We start from the raw sequence: 17,843 nt of genomic DNA, 5'->3' as shown, positions 1-17,843 counted from the left end.
GTCGAGCTGTTCGGTCTCGCCCGCGAGCTGAACATCGACGCCGAGGGCATCGACATGGGTCCGTCCCCGACGGACGCCGCGCTCGCCGCCGATCTGGCGCTGCCGATCGAGGAGCTGGAGCTCACCGTTCGGTCGTACAACTGCCTCAAGCGTGAGGGCATCCACTCCGTGGGTGAGCTCGTCGCGCGTTCCGAGGCGGACCTGCTCGACATCCGCAACTTCGGCGCGAAGTCGATCGACGAGGTCAAGGCGAAGCTGGCCGGCATGGGCCTGGCCCTGAAGGACAGCCCGCCCGGATTCGACCCCACGGCCGCCGCGGACGCGTTCGGCGCGGACGACGACGCGGACGCGGGCTTCGTGGAGACCGAGCAGTACTGAGCGCTCCGCGAGGAGGCCGGTTTCGTGACTGCGGGTCCGCTTCGGCTGGTCGCGCAGTTCCCCGCGCCCCTTCGGGGGCGCGGATCCTCCGGGCATCTCGAAAGAGGTGCCCGGATCTCCGACAGGCGACCGCTTGCTCGGATACTGACTCCGGTACCTCATACGGCCGGGGCAGACACCTAGGAGAACACCATGCCGAAGCCCACCAAGGGTGCCCGTCTGGGCGGCAGCGCCGCGCACGAGAAGCTCCTCCTCGCGAACCTCGCGAAGAGCCTCTTCGAGCACGGCCGTATCACCACCACCGAGGCGAAGGCGCGCAAGCTGCGTCCGTACGCCGAGCGTCTGGTCACCAAGGCGAAGAAGGGCGACCTTCACAACCGCCGTCAGGTGCTCCAGGTGATCACGGACAAGAGCGTCGTCCACACGCTCTTCACCGAGATCGGCCCGCGCTACGAGAACCGTCCGGGTGGCTACACCCGCATCACCAAGATCGGTAACCGCCGTGGCGACAACGCGCCCATGGCTGTCATCGAGCTGGTCGAGGCGCTGACGGTGGCGCAGCAGGCGACCGGTGAGGCCGAGGCCGCGACGAAGCGCGCGGTCAAGGAGGCCGAGGAGGTCAAGGTCGAGGAGACCGCGACCGACGAGGTCGTCGAGGACGCCGCTCCGGCCGACGAGGCCAAGGACGCCTGAGGCTCTGCCTCGCACTGAACGGGTCCGCCCTTGGGGGCGGGCCCGTTCCGCGTTCGCTGAAAGGATCCAGGGGTGAGTGACGAAGTGGAGCCCGGGTTCGTACGGGTGCGGCTGGACCTTTCCTACGACGGGACCGAGTTCTCCGGATGGGCCAAGCAGGCCGGGGGACGGCGGACCGTGCAGGGGGAGATCGAGGACGCGCTGCGGACCGTCACCCGGTCGCACGGCACGACGTACGAGCTGACCGTGGCCGGTCGCACGGACGCCGGTGTGCACGCGCGGGGGCAGGTCGCCCATGTCGATCTGCCGGAGCAGGTCTGGCGTGAACATCACGAGAAGCTGCTGAAGCGCCTTGCCGGGCGGCTGCCGCGCGATGTGCGGGTGTGGGCCCTGAGGGAGGCGCCGAGCGGCTTCAACGCGCGGTTCTCGGCCGTCTGGCGGCGGTACGCCTACCGCGTGACGGACAACCCGGGGGGTGTGGACCCGCTGCTGCGCAACCACGTCCTCTGGCACGACTGGCCGCTCGACGTGGACGTCATGAACGAGGCGGCCGGACGGCTGCTCGGGGAGCACGACTTCGCCGCGTACTGCAAGCGGCGGGAGGGCGCGACGACCATTCGTACGCTCCAGGAGCTGAGCCTGGTCAAGGGCGACGACGGGATCATCACCGCGACCGTCCGCGCCGACGCCTTCTGCCACAACATGGTGCGCTCCCTCATCGGGGCGCTGCTGTTCGTGGGGGACGGGCACCGGGGCACCGAGTGGCCGGGGAAGGTGCTGGCCGCGGGGGTGCGGGACTCGGCCGTCCATGTCGTACGGCCGCACGGGCTGACGCTGGAGGAGGTCGGCTATCCGGCCGACGAACTGCTCGCCGCGCGCAGCAAGGAGGCGCGGAACAAGCGGACGCTGCCCGGGGCCGGCTGCTGCTGAGCCGGCCCCCGGGAGCTGCGGATCAGCCGTTCGCCGCGGCGGAGGCCTGGGCCTCGCCGCGGCGGCGGATCTGCTGGAACGCGGACTCGGCGAGGTCGTCGCCGGTGGTGAAGACCGCCGTGTCCTTCGTCGTCACGTCCTTGTCGGCGGTGAAGCCGGTGATCGTGAAGTAGGCGTAGCGGCCGTAGGAATTGGTCGTCGAGCGGCAGATCGCGCCGTTGCAGAACGCCTTGACGCCCTTGCCCGTGAGGGCCTTCACGATGCTCTTGCTGTCGGACTGGCTCTTCACCTTCAGCGCCTGCGCCTCGGTGTCGAACACCGCCACGCCGACCGTCACCGCGATGTTGTCCTTGGTGTACGTGACGCGCAGCACACGCGTGCAGTCGTTGGCGGTGAGCACCTTGGCCAGGGTGCCCGCGGCGCCCGTGGAGCAGGTGGTGGAGTCGGCCGTCGGACCCTTCTTGTACACGTTGGAGCCCATGGTGAGCTGCGTGCCGGGGAAGAGGAGGTCCGGGCTGATCGGGGCCTTGTCCTTGGCCTTGCTGGAGACGAAGTCCTTCGGGTCCAGCGGCGGCGGAGCCGTGGTCGGCGCGAAGGACGGCGTGCCGGACGCGCTCGGCAGCTCGGCGGCGGGCAGCGAGGACGTCGGCCGGTTGGCCTCGTCGTCGCTGCCCGCGGAGACCACGGCCATGGCGACGGCCGTGCCGATCCCGAGCGTGGCGAGCACGCCGCCGCCTATGAAGAACAGTCGACGACGTTTACTGCGCTGTTCGGACGCGTCGGCCAGCGCCGCCCAGTCCGGGGACACGCCGTCGTCGCCGTCGGTCCACGGCTGCTGGGAGTTCGGTTTCCACGGATCCCACTGGGACGGAGGTCCCCCCTGCCCATAGCTCATGGGCCGCATCTTAGACGGGCGCGAGGTGTGCTGTTCCGCCCCAACGGGCGCCCGAGCCCCTAGCGTTCGGTGGATGAGTCTGGGCAAAGGCGACATCTCCGGGTGGTTGGTACGGCGTTCTCCCTGGCCGTTGTGGCTGGGGCTGGTGGCGGTGCTGGGCGCGATGGCGGGACATGTGGCGCGGGCCACCTCGGACGGCGGGATGGACAACGCGATCGTGGTGGGGGCGGCGCGGCTCTGGCTGGCCGGCGGCTCCCCGTACGACGACCCGCACTTCCTGTACCTGCCGAGCGCGGTCCTGGCGGCCGCCCCGCAGACCCTGCTGCCGCCCCTCGCGCTGCGCGTGCTGGTGCCGACGGTGGTGACGGTCTGCCTGGCGGGCGGCTGGGCGTGCGCGCTGCGGCTGCACGGGGTCGCGCTGCGCAGCCGGTTCGCGGTGCTGGGGCTCGCGGGTCTCGCGGTGGGCTTCGCGCCCTTCGGCCATCTCGTGCTGCTGGGGAACTGGACGGTCACGGCGGTGCTCGCCCTGCCGGTCGGGCTGCTGCTGGCGGGCCGGGGCCGGTGGGTGGCGGCGGGCGCGGTGCTCGGCCTGGCGCTGGCGCTGAAGCCGCTGCTGGCCCCGCTGGCGCTGCTGTTCGTCTTCGCCCGGCGGTGGCGGGCCCTGGCCGTGCTGGTGCTGGTGCCGGCGGTCGGCTCGGGGTTCTGCGCGCTGCTGCTGCCCGACCCGGCCGGCTTCTTCACCCGCACCCTGCCGTTCCTGCTGAACGGCCACGACGCCTTCGTACGGCTGTACGAGGCCTCGCCGGTCGCGGTGCTGCCCCGGCTGGGGGTGCCCGAGCCGCTCGCCCAGGGGCTGGCGCTGGTGGCGTCCGCCGCGGGGGTGGGGTGTGCGTATCTGCGCTGGCGGCGGGCCGGCCCAGGGGTGTCGCGGCTCACGGAGACGGCCGCGGGGCTGATGCTGTCGGCGTTCCTGGTGTCCAGGCCGTCGTACGACCACTATCTGCTGGTCGTGATGCCGGTGCTGCTCGCGGGGCTGCCGTGCGCGGACTCGGTGGCGCGGCGGCCGTGGTTCTGGGTGGCGCTGGTGCCGCAGGTCCCGGGCCTGACCTGGCCGTATCTGGAATCGGTGCGGCGGCGGGCCTTCAGGGACGCGTTCACCCTGTGCGTGCTGGCGGTGACGGTGGCCGCGCACAATAGGGGAAGCGGGGCGCCGGGCACCCCCGGGCGGGGGCCGGGGATCTTCGTCGGACCCCGTGGTGAGCTGCGGCGACGCAGTCGCGAGACGGCGCCGTTTTGACCCTTCCGGGTCACGCCGGTAAGCTCTTGTGCGTTGTGTATTGGCTTGCTCATTCTCACGGGACGGGCCCTTACACCGGTCCACCGGGCCGATGACCAGCGACCAGCACGCGGTATGCGTCACCGCAGTGCGGTCAGGGCTGTCGTGATCGTCTTCGGTGAGCCTGTCAGGACCATTCACTGAAGAAGCGAAGGCTACGAACCGTGCGTACGTACAGCCCCAAGCCCGGCGATGTGACGCGCCAGTGGCACGTCATCGACGCTCAGGACATCGTCCTGGGCCGTCTCGCCAGCACTGCCGCCTCCATCCTGCGCGGCAAGCACAAGCCGATCTACGCCCCTCACGTTGACACCGGTGACTTCGTCATCATCATCAACGCCGACAAGGTGCACCTGTCCGGCAACAAGCGGACCCAGAAGATGGCGTACCGCCACTCCGGCTACCCGGGTGGTCTGCGCTCCGTCCGCTACGACGAGCTGCTGGACAAGAACCCCGAGAAGGCCATCGAGAAGGCCGTCAAGGGCATGCTCCCGAAGAACACGCTGGGCCGTCAGATGCTCTCGAAGCTGAAGGTCTACAAGGGTGACCAGCACCCGCACGGCGCGCAGCAGCCGCAGCCGTTCGAGATCACCCAGGTCGCGCAGTAACTCCGGCCAGACCAAACCAGACCAAAGAGAATCTGAGGAATCACCGTGGCTGAGACCACTGCCGAGCAGCCGCTCGAAGAGACCGAGCTCGTCGACATCGACAGCTACACCACCGAGTCCGAGGTCCCCGTCGAGGGCGAGTACACCTCGGAGTCGCTGGCTTCCCGCTTCGGCGACCCGCAGCCGGCTGCCGGCCTGGGCCGTCGCAAGAACGCCATCGCCCGCGTCCGGATCGTTCCGGGCTCCGGCAAGTGGAAGATCAACGGTCGCACCCTCGAGGACTACTTCCCGAACAAGGTGCACCAGCAGGAAGTCAACGAGCCCTTCAAGGTGCTCGAGCTCGAGGGCCGCTACGACGTCATCGCCCGCATCTCCGGCGGCGGCGTCTCCGGTCAGGCCGGTGCGCTCCGTCTCGGTGTCGCCCGTGCGCTGAACGAGGCGGACGTCGACAACAACCGTGGCGCCCTGAAGAAGGCCGGCTTCCTCAAGCGCGACGACCGTGCGGTCGAGCGCAAGAAGGCCGGTCTCAAGAAGGCCCGTAAGGCCCCGCAGTACAGCAAGCGTTAAGCTTCGCTGCCTGCTCGTACGTCTCGGAGCGAGCTCTCGGGCTCGCTCCCTCGTACTCCGAACGCCCCGGCGGCACGCCATTGTGCCGTCGGGGCGTTCGTTTTATCGCAGCCGTGGGCGTATAACGGCACAAGGTGCTCAAAGGCTTGTGTGATCGGATGTTCAGGGCATCAAATGCCTGAGATGCGGGAGCCGCTCCGACAGGGAACGCGGCCGCACAGCCTTTGAAACTGATGCTTCTTCAGGAGGACAAGTGGGACGACTCTTCGGCACGGACGGCGTGCGCGGTGTCGCCAACGCGGATCTGACGGCCGAGATGGCGCTCGGTCTGTCCGTCGCCGCGGCGCACGTGCTGGCCGAGGCGGGCACCTTCGAGGGCCACCGGCCGGTGGCTGTCGTGGGACGGGACCCGCGCGCGTCCGGGGAGTTCCTGGAGGCCGCCGTCGTGGCCGGCCTGGCCAGCGCCGGCGTGGACGTGCTGAAGGTCGGCGTGCTGCCGACGCCCGCCGTCGCCTACCTCACCGGAGTGCTCGGCGCCGACCTCGGCGTGATGCTCTCCGCCAGCCACAACGCCATGCCCGACAACGGGGTCAAGTTCTTCGCCCGCGGCGGCCACAAGCTCCCCGACGAACTCGAGAACAAGATCGAGACCGTGTACGAGGAGCACCGGCGCGGTGAGCCGTGGGAGCGGCCGACCGGGTCCGGGGTCGGGCGCGTGCGGGCGTACGACGAGGGGTTCGACCGGTACGTCGCGCACCTCGTCGCCGTGCTCCCGAACCGCCTCGACGGACTGAAGATCGTCCTGGACGAGGCGCACGGCGCGGCGGCGTGGGTCTCGCCCGAGGCGTTCGCGCGGGCCGGAGCCGAGGTCGTGACGATCGGCGCCGAGCCCGACGGGCTCAACATCAACGACGGATGCGGGTCGACGCACCTGGACAAGCTGAAGGCGGCCGTGGTCGAGCACGGGGCCGACTTCGGCATCGCGCACGACGGGGACGCGGACCGCTGCCTCGCCGTGGACCAGGGCGGCGAGGAGATCGACGGGGACCAGATCCTCGCCGTGCTGGCCCTCGCCATGCGGGAGCGGGGGGTGCTGCGGTCCGACACCGTTGTCGCGACCGTGATGTCCAACCTCGGGTTCAAGCTCGCCATGGAGCGTGAGGGGATCCACCTCGTCCAGGCGGCGGTCGGCGACCGCTATGTGCTGGAGGAGATGAAGGAGCACGGGTACGCGCTGGGCGGCGAGCAGTCCGGGCATGTGATCATCCTCGATCACGCGACCACCGGGGACGGCACGCTGACCGGGCTCATGCTGGCGGCGCGGGTCGCGCAGACCGGGCGGTCGCTGCGGGAGCTGGCCTCCGTGATGGAGCGCCTGCCGCAGGTGCTGGTCAATGTGCCGGACGTGGACCGGACCCGGGTGTCGTCCTCCGCCGAGCTCGCCACCGCCGTGTCCGAGGCGGAGCGGGAGCTGGGCTCCACCGGCCGGGTGCTGCTGCGGCCCTCGGGGACCGAGCCGCTGGTGCGGGTGATGGTCGAGGCGGCCGACATCGATCAGGCCCGGTCCGTCGCCGGGCGGCTGGCCGATGTGGTGAAGTCCGCGCTGGGTTAGGCCCCGGTGCGGGGCGGGGGGATCTGTGGGATGCGGGCCGCGGCGTCGTCGTGGCTGGTCGCGCAGTTCCCCGCGCCCCTGAAGGCGATCTCCCCTAGGGCCTCTCTTTCGGATCTTGCCGGGGTCGCGGGGTCTGGCACGCCCATCTGCGGCGTTGTCGTCGGTTGTCAACGTCCCCCAGCCTCCGGCCGGGGGTGCCCCCACCGCGTTGCCGCCCTCCTCCGCCTTGCAGCTGCACGCTCCCCCACTCTCGGCTTCGCTCGAGCGGGAGGGGCCCCCACGACCCCGCTCGGCCGCGCCGGCAAGTCCCGCGGACTGAGGCCGGGCCTGATCCGAAAGAAAGGCCCTAGCCGGCGCTGACGCGTCCCCGTTGTTTCGCCCAGAGCCACTTCTGGGTCAGCAGGGTCAGGGTGCCGGCCAGGACGATGCCGAGCAGGTTCAGCAGGAGCTGTTCCGTGGAACCCCAGGTCTGCTTCATGTCGCCGTAGCTGAGGGCCACGGCCGCGTTGGCGGCGGCCGGGACGGTCGTCACCGAGATGGCGACGCCGACCAGGGCGCCCGACTTCGCGGACGTGAGCGAGAGCGTGCCGGCGGCTCCGGCCAGGACGGCCACCACGAAGGAGAACCAGTCCGGGGCGTAGATGAAGCCCGTGTTCGGACGGTCCGCCTCCAGCTGTTCCTTGGTGAACAGGCCCACGGCGTCCATGAAGAGACTGAAGCCCGCGGTCACGGCCATCGCCACCGCGAAGCCCACCAGCAGGGCGATCAGTGAGCGGACCGCCAGCCGTGGGGCGCGCTGCACGATCGCCGTGCAGATGCCGGCCAGAGGGCCGAACTCCGGGCCCACCGCCATGGCGCCCACGATCAGGACGGCGTTGTCGAGGACCACACCGCAGGCCGCGATCATCGTGGCCAGCGTGATGAACATGAGGTAGGTGACGGAGAGCGTCGACTCCTCGTGGGTGGCGTCCGTGAGGTGTTCCCACAGGACCGCGTCGGCGCCCTCGCCGGGGGCCTCCGCCTCGGCCTTGTCGGCCCTCCGGGACAGGGAGAGGTCGATGTTCTCGACCGCGATCGAACCGGTCCGGTCCAGCCCCAGTTCCTGGAGCCCGGTGAGGAGTTCGTCCCCCGCCTCGCGGGCCACGTCGCACAGGACGACATCGCCGACGGGGTTGCGGGCCGTGCCGGGCAGCACCACCAGGTGGGTGGTGCCGACGGTCTTCTCGATCAGGCGGATCACGTCGTCGGTCTTCTCCGACGGTGTGATCAGGCGCAGATGCAGCATGGGGGCAGGGTAGCCGTCACAGTTTTCGCAGGCTCAGGCGCTGCACCTTGTGGTCGGGTCCCTTGCGGACGACCAGGGTGGCCCGGCCACGGGTGGGGGCGATGTTCTCCACCAGGTTGGGCTTGTTGATGGTGCGCCACATCGTGCGGGCGTAGTCGAGGGCCTCGTCCTCGGAGACCTGGGTGTACTTCCGGAAGTACGAGTTGGGGTCCTGGAAGGCGGTGTCGCGCAGCTTGCGGAAGCGGTTGAGGTACCAGCGCTCGATGTCCTCGAGGCGCGCGTCGACGTACACGCTGAAGTCGAAGTAGTCGGCGAGGCCGACGCGGGTGCGGCCGTCGTTGCCGGGGAGGGCGGGCTGGAGGACGTTCAGGCCCTCGACGATCAGGATGTCGGGGCGGCGCACGGTGAGCTTCTCGCCGGGGACGATGTCGTAGATCAGGTGGGAGTAGACGGGTGCGGTGACCTCGTCCTTGCCCGCCTTGATGTCGGCGACGAAGCGGGTCAGGGCCCGGCGGTCGTAGGACTCGGGGAAACCCTTCCGCGACATCAGGCCGCGGTTCTCCAGCTCCCGGGTGGGCAGCAGGAAGCCGTCGGTGGTGACCAGCTCGACGCGGGGGTGTTCCGGCCAGCGGGAGAGCAGGGCCTGGAGCAGCCGGGCGACGGTGGACTTGCCCACGGCCACGGAGCCGGCGACCCCTATGACGAAGGGGGTGCCGGACTGGGAGCCCTGTTCGCCGAGGAACGTGTTGAGCGCGCCCCGCAGGCCGTCCGTGGCACCGATGTAGAGGTTGAGGAGGCGGGACAGCGGCAGGTAGATGTCGCGGACCTCGTCGAGGTCGATGACGTCGCCCAGGCCGCGCAGCCGCTCGACCTCCTCGGCGGTCAGGGGCAGCGGCGTCTTCTCACGCAGCGCGCTCCACTCGGGGCGGGTGAGGTCGACGTAGGGAGTCGCCTCCGGCCTGTGCCGGTGGGCGCTCCGGGGCATCGAGGAGACCGGAGAGATCACAGTCCATTGTTAACGGAGTTTGAACGGGATGGCGGGTGGGGTCCGTCACGTACCGCCGCCCGCGCCCCGTGACGGGACGCGGGCGGCGGCTCACCTCACCCGCGGGGTGCGGTCCTACTCGTTGAACCACTCGGAGGAGACACAGCCGCCGCCGTCCCAGCAGACCCGCATCTGGTAGCTGGCCAGCTGGCCGATGTTGTAGCCCTGCTTGTCGCAGCCCTCGTCGCCGCCGTCGTCGATGGTCGCCGCCACCGACACCAGCCCGCTGGCGTTGCGCACGAACAGGGTCCCCGTGACGCCGTAGCCGTCGGCCTTCGTGTCGCAGACCTTGAAGACGTCGCCGTCGTCGATGAACTTCATGTAGCCGCGGTCGTGGGGCAGCTTGATGGTCTTGTCGGTGACGGCCTGGGCCGAGGGCGCCATGGTGACCATCAGCGCGGCGGCTCCCGCGCCGACGAGTGCCAGGCGGCTGAGCTTGGACTTGAGCATGGAGTCTTCCTCTCGTTCAGGGCATGACAAAAAGCCCCATGTGTGACGGACGGAAGTGCGTCTTACTGGAGGAATTGCAGTGAAGTGATCACCGGGACGGTGGTCGATCCCCGGGCGCACCCGTCCCCGTCAAGGTGACGAGGGGTGGTGCGGGTCGTGGTGTCGTTCGCCTCGGCGTGACGGTCGGGCGGCGCGGAATGGCGCTAGGAGAACGCCCGGCGTTCGGGACGTCGGGCGTGGGTGCGCGTGAGACACGCGGATCGCAGGTACTGCGACATGAAAGGTCCTCCCCGTAGCGACATCGTTCCCCCGGCCGCTGACCGGTGTGTGCGAGGGCGGATGTGGTCAGCACCGGCCCGGCGCGGCGCCAGTCTACGAACGTGTGTTCCTGGGGACAACTGATTTAGGAGTGACCTCGCGGTGCGTCCCGGGCGTTCGTACCCCCGTGGGAATTTCCGAATTCGGGCACGCGGAGGCTCTTTCGGGACCTTGCTCGGCCGTAGGCTGCCGCGCATGTGCGGAATTGTGGGATACGTGGGGTCTCAGTCGGCGCTCGAGGTCGTCATGGCCGGGCTGAAGCGGCTGGAGTACCGGGGGTACGACTCGGCGGGTGTCGCCGTACCGGCGGACGGGGGGCTCGCCGCCGCGAAGAAGGCGGGCAAACTCGTCAATCTGGAGAAGGAGCTGACGGAACGGCCGCTGCCGACCGGCACGACGGGCATCGGGCACACCCGGTGGGCCACGCACGGCGGGCCGACGGACGCCAACGCGCATCCGCACCTCGACAACGCGGGCCGGGTCGCCGTCGTCCACAACGGGATCATCGAGAACTTCGCCGTGCTGCGGGCCGAACTGGCCGAGCGGGGGCACGAACTGTTCTCCGAGACCGACACCGAGGTGGTCGCCCATCTGCTCGCCGAGGAGTTCTCGGTGACGGCCGACCTCGCCGAGGCCATGCGGCTGGTGTGCCGGCGGCTGGACGGGGCGTTCACGCTGGTCGCGGTGCACGCCGACGAGCCGGACGTGGTCGTCGGGGCACGCCGCAACTCGCCGCTCGTGGTGGGCGTCGGGGAGGGCGAGGCCTTCCTCGCCTCGGACGTCGCCGCGTTCATCGCGCACACCCGCTCGGCGATCGAGCTGGGCCAGGACCAGGTCGTCGAGCTGCGGCGGGACGGGGTGACGGTCACCGGGTTCGACGGAAGCCCGGCGGACGTCCGCTCGTACCACGTCGACTGGGACGCGTCGGCCGCCGAGAAGGGCGGCTACGACTACTTCATGCTCAAGGAGATCGCCGAGCAGCCCAAGGCGGTCGCCGACACCCTGCTCGGGCGCATCGACGCCGCCGGCTCGCTGACGCTGGACGAGGTGCGGATCAGCGCCTCCGAACTGCGGGAGGTCGACAAGGTCGTCATCGTCGCCTGCGGTACGGCCTTCCACGCGGGGCTCATCGCCAAGTACGCCATCGAGCACTGGACGCGCATCCCGTGCGAGGTGGAGCTGGCCAGCGAGTTCCGCTACCGGGACCCGATCCTGGACTCGCGGTCGCTGGTCATCGCCATCTCCCAGTCCGGCGAGACCATGGACACGCTGATGGCGCTGCGGCACGCCCGGGAGCAGGGCTCCAAGGTGCTCGCCATCTGCAACACCAACGGGTCGACCATTCCGCGAGAGTCGGACGCCGTGCTGTACACGCACGCCGGGCCCGAGGTGGCGGTCGCGTCCACCAAGGCGTTCCTGACGCAGCTGGTGGCCTGCTATCTGGTGGCCCTGTATCTGGGGCAGGTGCGGGGCACCAAGTGGGGGGACGAGATCTCGGCGGTCATCCGGGACCTCGCGCGGATCTCCGGGTCGGTCGAGCGGGTGCTGGAGACCATGGAGCCGGTACGGGAGCTGGCCCGTTCGCTGGCCGGCAAGGACACCGTGCTGTTCCTCGGGCGGCACGTGGGGTATCCGGTCGCCCTGGAGGGTGCGCTGAAGCTGAAGGAACTGGCGTACATGCACGCGGAGGGGTTCGCCGCGGGTGAGCTGAAGCACGGGCCGATCGCGCTCATCGAGGACGATCTGCCGGTCGTCGTGGTCGTGCCCTCGCCCCGGGGACGGTCCGTCCTGCACGACAAGATCGTGTCCAACATCCAGGAGATCCGGGCCCGCGGGGCCCGGACGATCGTGATCGCGGAGGAGGGGGACGAGGCGGTGGTGCCGTACGCCGACCATCTGGTGCGGGTGCCGGTGACGCCGACGCTGTTGCAGCCGCTGGTGGCGACGGTGCCGTTGCAGGTGTTCGCGTGCGAGCTGGCCACCGCGCGGGGCAACGAGGTGGACCAGCCCCGGAACCTGGCGAAGTCGGTCACCGTGGAGTGAGGCGGGGCCGTCCCGGCGCGGGACGGCCCTCTCCCCGGTCAGACGCGGGCGTCCCGGCGGCGCCGGTTCACCGAGCGGGCCCAGCGGATCAGCGCGAACTCCAGCACACCCATGCCGAACATGCCGTGCAGCGGGGGTATGCGGTCCTCCTCGATCCGGTCGACGATGAGGTACCCGCAGATCACCGGCCAGACGGCGGCCAGCGCGCCCAGCAGGACGAGGAGTGCCGTCCAGCCCCAGGCGCGCGCCGTCGCGCGCCGGTCGCGGGGCGGCTTCTCGCGCTTGCGGGGCCGCGGGATCCGGTCGGCGTCGCGGGCCGGCATCGGGACCACCGCGGCCGCCGGGACGGCGGCGTCGAGCGCCGCGATCCGCTCCGGGGTGACCTTCTTGAAGAGGGTCGGTTCGACGGTGACGGAGAAACCGTCGTGCCCGGTGAGGGCGCGGGCGCCGTCGGGGCGGGTGGTCATCGCCGAGACGGCGTCGAAGCGGACGGTGACCGGGCCCTTCGGGGTCAGCAGGCTCACGCCGTCGGTGCCGATGACCAGGGTGACCCGGTCGTCCTCCAGGGATTCGTGCCGGGTGCCGGTGACGGCCTCCTGGGAGTACTGCGGGGCGACGGTGAGGCCCGCCCAGTCGACGCCCCGGCCGGGGACCTGGAGCAGCGCGCCGCCCCACACCTCGCGGGCGACCTCGCGCAGGTCGGCCAGGGTCACCGCGTCCAGCTCGGCCCGGTGCCCGTCGGGGCTCAGGACACGGTGGCCGAGCAGCAGGCTCAGCGCGTAGGAGGGGAGCGAGGCGGCACCCAGGTCGGGGGTGTCGTACATCTTGAGGAGCTTGGTGCGCACGGAGTCCAGTTCGGACTGCTCGATGCGGCCCGCGCGCAGCCGGGCGAGGGTGTCGACGAAGCCGCCGACGACCGCGTCCTGTTTCTGCGGGAGGGAGTCGGCGTACGCGGTGAGGGTGGCGAACTCGGCGTCGCGCGGGCTGTAGTCGGCCTCCGCCGAGTACGAGTAGCCGCCCTCCTGGCGCAGGTCCTGGAAGAGGGCCCGGCCGAGGACGTCCGCGAAGACGGAGGCGGAGGTGGAGCGGCGGACGACGGAGGTGAGGACCACATGGCCGTCGTCGCCGTGGATGTAGGCGGGTGTGACCGGCAGGGCGCTGGTCGGGGCGGGGGCCGGGAAGCGGGAGCCCGCCGGGAGGGTGAGGTCGAGGCCGTCGGGGACGTGGTCGCTGGTGATCCACAGGACCGCGTTGTCCCGGGTGAAGCGGGTCTCGGCCCAGTGCCTGACCTGGTCGGGGGTGAGGCTCCAGGTGCCCAGCTCGGTGTAGCTGGACAGGCCGTAGCCCCGGGCGCCGTACCGCCACAGCGGCATCTGGTGCTGGGGGCCGCCGCCCCGGCCGGCCGCCTCGGTGCGCAGGATCTCCTTCTCGGTCTCCAGGCGCTCCATCGGCAGGTCCCGCAGGCCCGCGCACAGGCTGTTGAGATAGGAGACGACCTCCTCCTCGTTGCCGGTGACGTGGAAGAGGGTGTACGCGTTCGCCGTCGCGCCGTTGTAGTGCAGGTCGGACAGGCCGAGGCGGTGCAGGGCGAGATGTTCGACGAGATGGGTGATCCCGGCGGTGGCCAGGGTCTCGTCGGCGCGGCCCACGCGGAAGAAGAGGCCGGCGGTGATCTCCTTGCCGGCCGCGGGGGCGTAGAGCGTGGGGATGCCGTCGACGGTGGTGTGGGAGAGCAGGCCGTCGAGGGCGGCCAGGCCGTCCTGGTCGTGGAGGTCGGTGGTCACCGGTGGGCGCTCCCTCGGGTCTCCAGGGCGGACGTACGGAACGTGTGGAACCCGGTCTTCGGGTCGCCCAGGTACTGCCACGGGAACTCGGAGGCCCGGTCGCCGAGGAAGGCGAAGTGCGGGGCCGCCAGCTCGGAATGGCCGCCGAGGGAGAAGGCGAACGCGAACGCGCTGTGCGCGCCGATCGCGTTCCAGTCGGGCCGGTAGGACGGGTGCAGCACGGAGACCTGGGCGGCGAAGCGCAGGTCGTCACGGACCGGCACGCCCCGCAGGTAGGCGGTGCGTTCGGTGCCGTCCAGGTCCAGCCAGTGCTCGATGTGGGCGAGGGCGACCATGGCGCCGGCGTTGGTGCCGTCGGGCGCGGAGGTCGCGCACTCCCGGGCGAAGCCGTGTGCCGCGTCCCAGGAGCCGCCCCACTTCGGGCACACCTGCTGGAGCAGCTGGCTCTGCGCGCGGTAGAGATGCGGGTGGTGGGCGGAGAGCCGGTCGAAGCGGCGGCGGGCCTCGGCCTGGCCCAGCTCCAGGCCGCGCGCGGTGAGCAGCCGGGCCGTCCAGGCCGGCGCGTACGCGGGCTGCTCGGCGCAGACGTCGATCAGTAACTGTTCGGCCCTGCGCAGCCAGGCGTGGAACTGGTCGAACTGGTCCCGGGAGACGTGGTTGGCGCGGGCGCCGCTGCGGATGTCCCAGCCGATGTGGATGTACCGCTCGGCGAGCAGGGTGCGGGGCAGGGGGTCGCCGGGGAGTTCGGCCGCCGCCCGCTCCAGAAACGTTTCCACGCCGTCGATGTCGGCGAGTACGGCCGAGCCGGTGGAGATCTTCTCCGCCGAGTCCAGCCCCGTGAACCAGGCGCGTACGGCGGGCCATTGGCCCGCCTGCGCGGCGGTCCGCAGGGGGATCAGCTCGGGTGTGTTGTCGAACGGGTCGAAGGTCGGCCCTGTCGAGCCCATGGGTCTTCCGCCGGTACTGCTCATTCCTCCGCCCCCTGGCACCACGCCGATGATCGTGATCAAGTCGCCGCAGGCTAGCAGTCGGCTGTGACAGCGGTGGGTGCGGTGTACCCGGCCGTAGGGTGCTCGGCATGAGCATCATCGGGGTCGGTATCGACGTGGCCGAGATCGAGCGGTTCGCGGCGTCGCTGGAGCGGACGCCCGCGCTCGCCGAGCGGCTGTTCGTCGAGAGGGAGTTGCTGCTGCCGAGCGGGGAGCGGCGCGGGGTCGCCTCGCTGGCGGCGCGGTTCGCGGCGAAGGAGGCGGTGGCCAAGGCGCTGGGGGCACCGGCGGGGCTGCTGTGGACCGACGCGGAGGTGTGGGTGGAGGCGAGCGGTCAGCCACGGCTGCGGGTGCGCGGGAGTGTCGCGGCCCGGGCGGCCGAACTGGGCGTGCGGGCCTGGCATGTGTCGCTCAGTCATGACGCGGGCGTGGCCTCGGCCGTGGTCATTGCCGAGGGATGACGGCCGGGGAGTGACAGACTCGGCCGTATGCGTACCGCGTACAGCGTAGAGACGGTCAGATCGGCCGAGCGGGTGCTCATGGCACGGCTTCCCGACGGGGCGTTGATGCAGCGCGCCGCCGCCGGGCTCGCCGCCGCCTGCGCGGATCTGCTGGGCCGGGTGTACGGACGGCGGATCGTCCTGCTGGTGGGCAGCGGGGACAACGGCGGTGACGCCCTGTACGCCGGCGCCCGGCTCGCCCGGCGGGGCGCGGGGGTGACGGCCGTGCTGCTCGCGCCCGCGCGCACCCACGCCCGGGGACTGGATGCCCTGCGGCGGGCGGGGGGCAGGTCCGTGGCGCCGGGGGACGCCGGACCGGCGATCCGGCGGGCCGACCTCGTGCTGGACGGGATCGTCGGGATCGGCGGGCGGGGCGGGCTCCGTGAGGACGCCGCCGCCCTGGCCGAACTGGTCGCCGGGGCGCCGGCGGCCGTCGTCGCCGTCGATCTGCCCAGCGGGGTGGAGGCGGACAGCGGCGAGGTGCGGGGGGCGGCCGTACGGGCCGACCTCACCGTCACCTTCGGCGCGCACAAGCCGGGGCTGCTGATCGATCCGGCGCGGGAGTACGCCGGGTCGGTGCGGTTCGTGGACATCGGGCTGGAACTGCCGCCGGGCGGGGCCGAGGCGGAGGCGTTGCAGCACGCGGACGTGGCCGCGCTGCTGCCGGTGCCGGGGGCGGCGAGCGACAAGTACCGGCGCGGGGTCGTGGGCGTCGCCGCCGGGTCCGCGCGGTATCCGGGGGCCGCCGTGCTCGCCGTCGCGGGCGCGCTGCGGGGCGGGGCGGGTGCCGTGCGGTACGTCGGTCCCGCCGGTCCCGCCGTGCTCGCCCGTTTCCCGGAGACCCTGGTGTCGGCCGGGGGGCCGTCGGCGGCGGGGCGGGTGCAGGCGTGGGTGGCGGGACCCGGGGCGGGGGACGACTCCGCCGCCGTCGCGCAGGTGCTGGGGACGGACGTACCGGTGCTGCTCGACGCGGACGGGCTGCGGCTGGCCGACCCGGACGCGGTGCGGGCCCGGACCGCGCCGACCCTGATGACGCCGCACGCCGGAGAGGCCGCCGCGCTGCTCGGGGTGGCGCGCGAGGAGGTCGAGGCGGCCCGGCTGGCCTGGGTGCGCGAACTCGCCGCGCGGTACGGGGCGACCGTTCTCCTGAAGGGCTCGACCACGCTGGTCGCCGGGCCGGACGGGGGGCCCGTTCGGGTGAATCCCACCGGGACGCCGTGGCTGGCGACCGCCGGGAGCGGGGACGTGCTGTCCGGGCTCGCGGGGTCGCTGCTGGCGGCGGGGCTGAGCGCCTTGGACGCGGGGAGCGTGGCGGCCTATCTGCACGGGCTGGCGGGGCGGTTCGCGGCGCAGGGGGCGCCGGTGGGGGCGTACGACGTGGCCGAGGCGCTGCCGGGGGTGTGGCGGGACGTGCGGGGGTGAGGCGGGGCTGAAAGGGTGACCCCGCCGCGCGGCACTCCCCGTCGCCCTCCCCCCTCACGATTGTCTGATCGCATGATCAGCAGACGTATCGCGCCCCCTGCTCTCGCCGTACTGCTCGCCGGGGCGGCCCTGCTGCCCGCCGGGACCGCCGCCGCCGCCCCGGCGCCGCCCGCCCCCGAGAGCGAGCTGGTGCCCGGGATCGCGCCGGGCCCCGCGCGGCCCTGGCAGCGGGACACCCCCGACCAGCTGCTCGCACCGGTCGTCCACGAGCCCACGGCACAGGAGGACGCCGTCGAGCCGAGGGACGCGCCGGAGGGGACGTACGACCTGATCGAGTACGTGCCGCTGGGCGAGGCGGCCGCGCGGGTGGCGTGCAGCAAGAGCACCGGGCCGTACCAGCGGGCCGTCGAGCGGTGGCTGGGGCTCACGGCGGACGGGAAGCAGTCCGCCGCCGACTGCCGGGCGATCCAGGCCTTCCAGAAGAAGGAGAAGATCAAGCCGGCCATCGGCTTCGCCGGGCCCGTCACCTGGGCGCGGATGCAGCTGATCGCGGCGCGGGAGAACCCCAACGCCGCGAAGAAGTGCCCCGTGAAGGCCGCCGCACGGGTCGCCTGCGTCGATCTCGACCGGCAGCTCACCTGGGTGCAGAAAGGGACGAAGGTCGTGTTCGGACCGGTGTCGGTGCGGACCGGGCGGGCCGCGTACCCGACCCGGAAGGGCTGGCACACCGTCTACTGGAAGCACAAGAACCACACCTCGACGCTCTACAACACCCCCATGCCCTACGCCCAGTTCTTCAGCGGCGGACAGGCCTTCCACGCCGTCTACGACACCATCCACACCACCATCGGCTCCATGGGCTGCGTCAACCTCACGGTCGGGGACGCGCGCAAGCTGTGGGACGTGCTGAAGAAGGGGGACCGGGTCTATGCCTGGGGGCACCGGCCCGGCACTTGAGGGGCTGTCCGACCGCTCTGAGACACTGGGC

The 17,843-nt window shown here is 71.6% G+C and carries 17 protein-coding genes; 11 read left to right on the top strand and 6 right to left on the bottom strand.

All coding sequences use genetic code 11. From position 1 onward, the window contains the following. From IE275_RS42425 to truA, 3 genes are all read left to right on the top strand, one after another. On the top strand, window positions 1–378 hold a 378-nt coding region (locus IE275_RS42425; RefSeq protein ID WP_308435782.1), incomplete at its 5' end, for a DNA-directed RNA polymerase subunit alpha C-terminal domain-containing protein. Window positions 379–570: 192 nt separating this feature from the next. Further along, window positions 571–1,071, top strand: coding sequence for a 50S ribosomal protein L17 (gene rplQ, locus IE275_RS42420; RefSeq protein ID WP_189718048.1), 501 nt, complete (start codon window positions 571–573; stop codon window positions 1,069–1,071). Between the two features lie 72 nt (window positions 1,072–1,143). After that, the gene (gene truA / locus IE275_RS42415) at window positions 1,144–2,001 is read left to right on the top strand and encodes a tRNA pseudouridine(38-40) synthase TruA (RefSeq protein ID WP_189718047.1); all 858 of its coding nucleotides are present in this window, start codon (window positions 1,144–1,146) and stop codon (window positions 1,999–2,001) included. 22 nt (window positions 2,002–2,023) lie between these two features. On the opposite strand, the gene IE275_RS42410 is transcribed toward truA, so the two are convergent. Continuing rightward, on the bottom strand, window positions 2,024–2,896 hold the full coding sequence (locus tag IE275_RS42410; RefSeq protein ID WP_189718046.1) for a hypothetical protein: 873 nt from the start codon (window positions 2,894–2,896) through the stop codon (window positions 2,024–2,026). Window positions 2,897–2,969: 73 nt separating this feature from the next. Here IE275_RS42410 and IE275_RS42405 point away from each other — a divergent pair, with 73 nt between their 5' ends. The 4 genes from IE275_RS42405 (at window position 2,970) to glmM (ending at window position 7,019) form a co-directional block, all read left to right on the top strand. Beyond that, window positions 2,970–4,193: a glycosyltransferase family 87 protein gene (locus IE275_RS42405; RefSeq protein WP_189718045.1), complete on the top strand. Its 1,224-nt coding sequence runs from the start codon at window positions 2,970–2,972 to the stop codon at window positions 4,191–4,193. Window positions 4,194–4,396: 203 nt separating this feature from the next. After that, on the top strand, window positions 4,397–4,840 hold the full coding sequence (rplM, locus tag IE275_RS42400) for a 50S ribosomal protein L13 (RefSeq protein ID WP_189718044.1): 444 nt from the start codon (window positions 4,397–4,399) through the stop codon (window positions 4,838–4,840). 45 nt (window positions 4,841–4,885) lie between these two features. After that, window positions 4,886–5,407: a 30S ribosomal protein S9 gene (rpsI, locus tag IE275_RS42395; protein WP_189718043.1), complete on the top strand. Its 522-nt coding sequence runs from the start codon at window positions 4,886–4,888 to the stop codon at window positions 5,405–5,407. A gap of 253 nt (window positions 5,408–5,660) precedes the next feature. Then, window positions 5,661–7,019 carry a phosphoglucosamine mutase gene (glmM, locus tag IE275_RS42390; RefSeq protein WP_189718042.1) on the top strand — a complete coding sequence of 453 codons (1,359 nt, stop codon included), beginning with the start codon at window positions 5,661–5,663 and terminating at the stop codon, window positions 7,017–7,019. 346 nt (window positions 7,020–7,365) lie between these two features. Here the strand turns inward: glmM and IE275_RS42385 are convergent, their stop codons facing one another. The 3 genes from IE275_RS42385 to IE275_RS42375 form a co-directional block, all read right to left on the bottom strand. After that, the gene (locus tag IE275_RS42385) at window positions 7,366–8,304 is read right to left on the bottom strand and encodes a DUF389 domain-containing protein (protein ID WP_189718041.1); all 939 of its coding nucleotides are present in this window, start codon (window positions 8,302–8,304) and stop codon (window positions 7,366–7,368) included. 16 nt (window positions 8,305–8,320) lie between these two features. Beyond that, on the bottom strand, window positions 8,321–9,289 hold the full coding sequence (gene coaA, locus IE275_RS42380; RefSeq protein WP_373299388.1) for a type I pantothenate kinase: 969 nt from the start codon (window positions 9,287–9,289) through the stop codon (window positions 8,321–8,323). Window positions 9,290–9,424: 135 nt separating this feature from the next. Beyond that, window positions 9,425–9,799, bottom strand: a complete 375-nt coding sequence (locus IE275_RS42375; RefSeq protein ID WP_189718039.1) for a hypothetical protein — start codon at window positions 9,797–9,799, stop codon at window positions 9,425–9,427. A 513-nt stretch (window positions 9,800–10,312) separates the two neighbouring features. Between IE275_RS42375 and glmS the strand changes: the two genes are divergently transcribed. Further along, a complete protein-coding gene (glmS, locus tag IE275_RS42370; RefSeq protein ID WP_189718038.1) occupies window positions 10,313–12,160 on the top strand; it encodes a glutamine--fructose-6-phosphate transaminase (isomerizing) in 1,848 nt (615 codons plus the stop codon). Between the two features lie 38 nt (window positions 12,161–12,198). On the opposite strand, the gene IE275_RS42365 is transcribed toward glmS, so the two are convergent. Beyond that, window positions 12,199–13,944, bottom strand: coding sequence for a M16 family metallopeptidase (locus IE275_RS42365; protein WP_189718037.1), 1,746 nt, complete (start codon window positions 13,942–13,944; stop codon window positions 12,199–12,201). Further along, entirely contained in the window at window positions 13,941–14,891 is a 951-nt protein-coding gene (locus tag IE275_RS42360; RefSeq protein WP_229871223.1) for a hypothetical protein, read from the bottom strand. Before IE275_RS42360 ends, IE275_RS42365 begins: the two co-directional genes overlap by 4 nt. A 131-nt stretch (window positions 14,892–15,022) precedes the next feature. Between IE275_RS42360 and IE275_RS42355 the strand changes: the two genes are divergently transcribed. The 3 genes from IE275_RS42355 (at window position 15,023) to IE275_RS42345 (ending at window position 17,812) form a co-directional block, all read left to right on the top strand. Beyond that, window positions 15,023–15,394, top strand: coding sequence for a holo-ACP synthase (locus IE275_RS42355; RefSeq protein ID WP_189718035.1), 372 nt, complete (start codon window positions 15,023–15,025; stop codon window positions 15,392–15,394). Window positions 15,395–15,421: 27 nt separating this feature from the next. Further along, a complete protein-coding gene (locus IE275_RS42350; RefSeq protein WP_189718034.1) occupies window positions 15,422–16,855 on the top strand; it encodes an NAD(P)H-hydrate dehydratase in 1,434 nt (477 codons plus the stop codon). 72 nt (window positions 16,856–16,927) lie between these two features. Beyond that, entirely contained in the window at window positions 16,928–17,812 is an 885-nt protein-coding gene (locus IE275_RS42345; RefSeq protein ID WP_189718033.1) for a L,D-transpeptidase family protein, read from the top strand. Window positions 17,813–17,843: the final 31 nt, after the last annotated feature.

This window comes from Streptomyces phaeofaciens (genome assembly GCF_014648915.1).
GTDB classification, from domain to species: domain Bacteria; phylum Actinomycetota; class Actinomycetes; order Streptomycetales; family Streptomycetaceae; genus Streptomyces; species Streptomyces phaeofaciens.
This window is presented reverse-complemented; position numbering and strand designations above follow the sequence as displayed.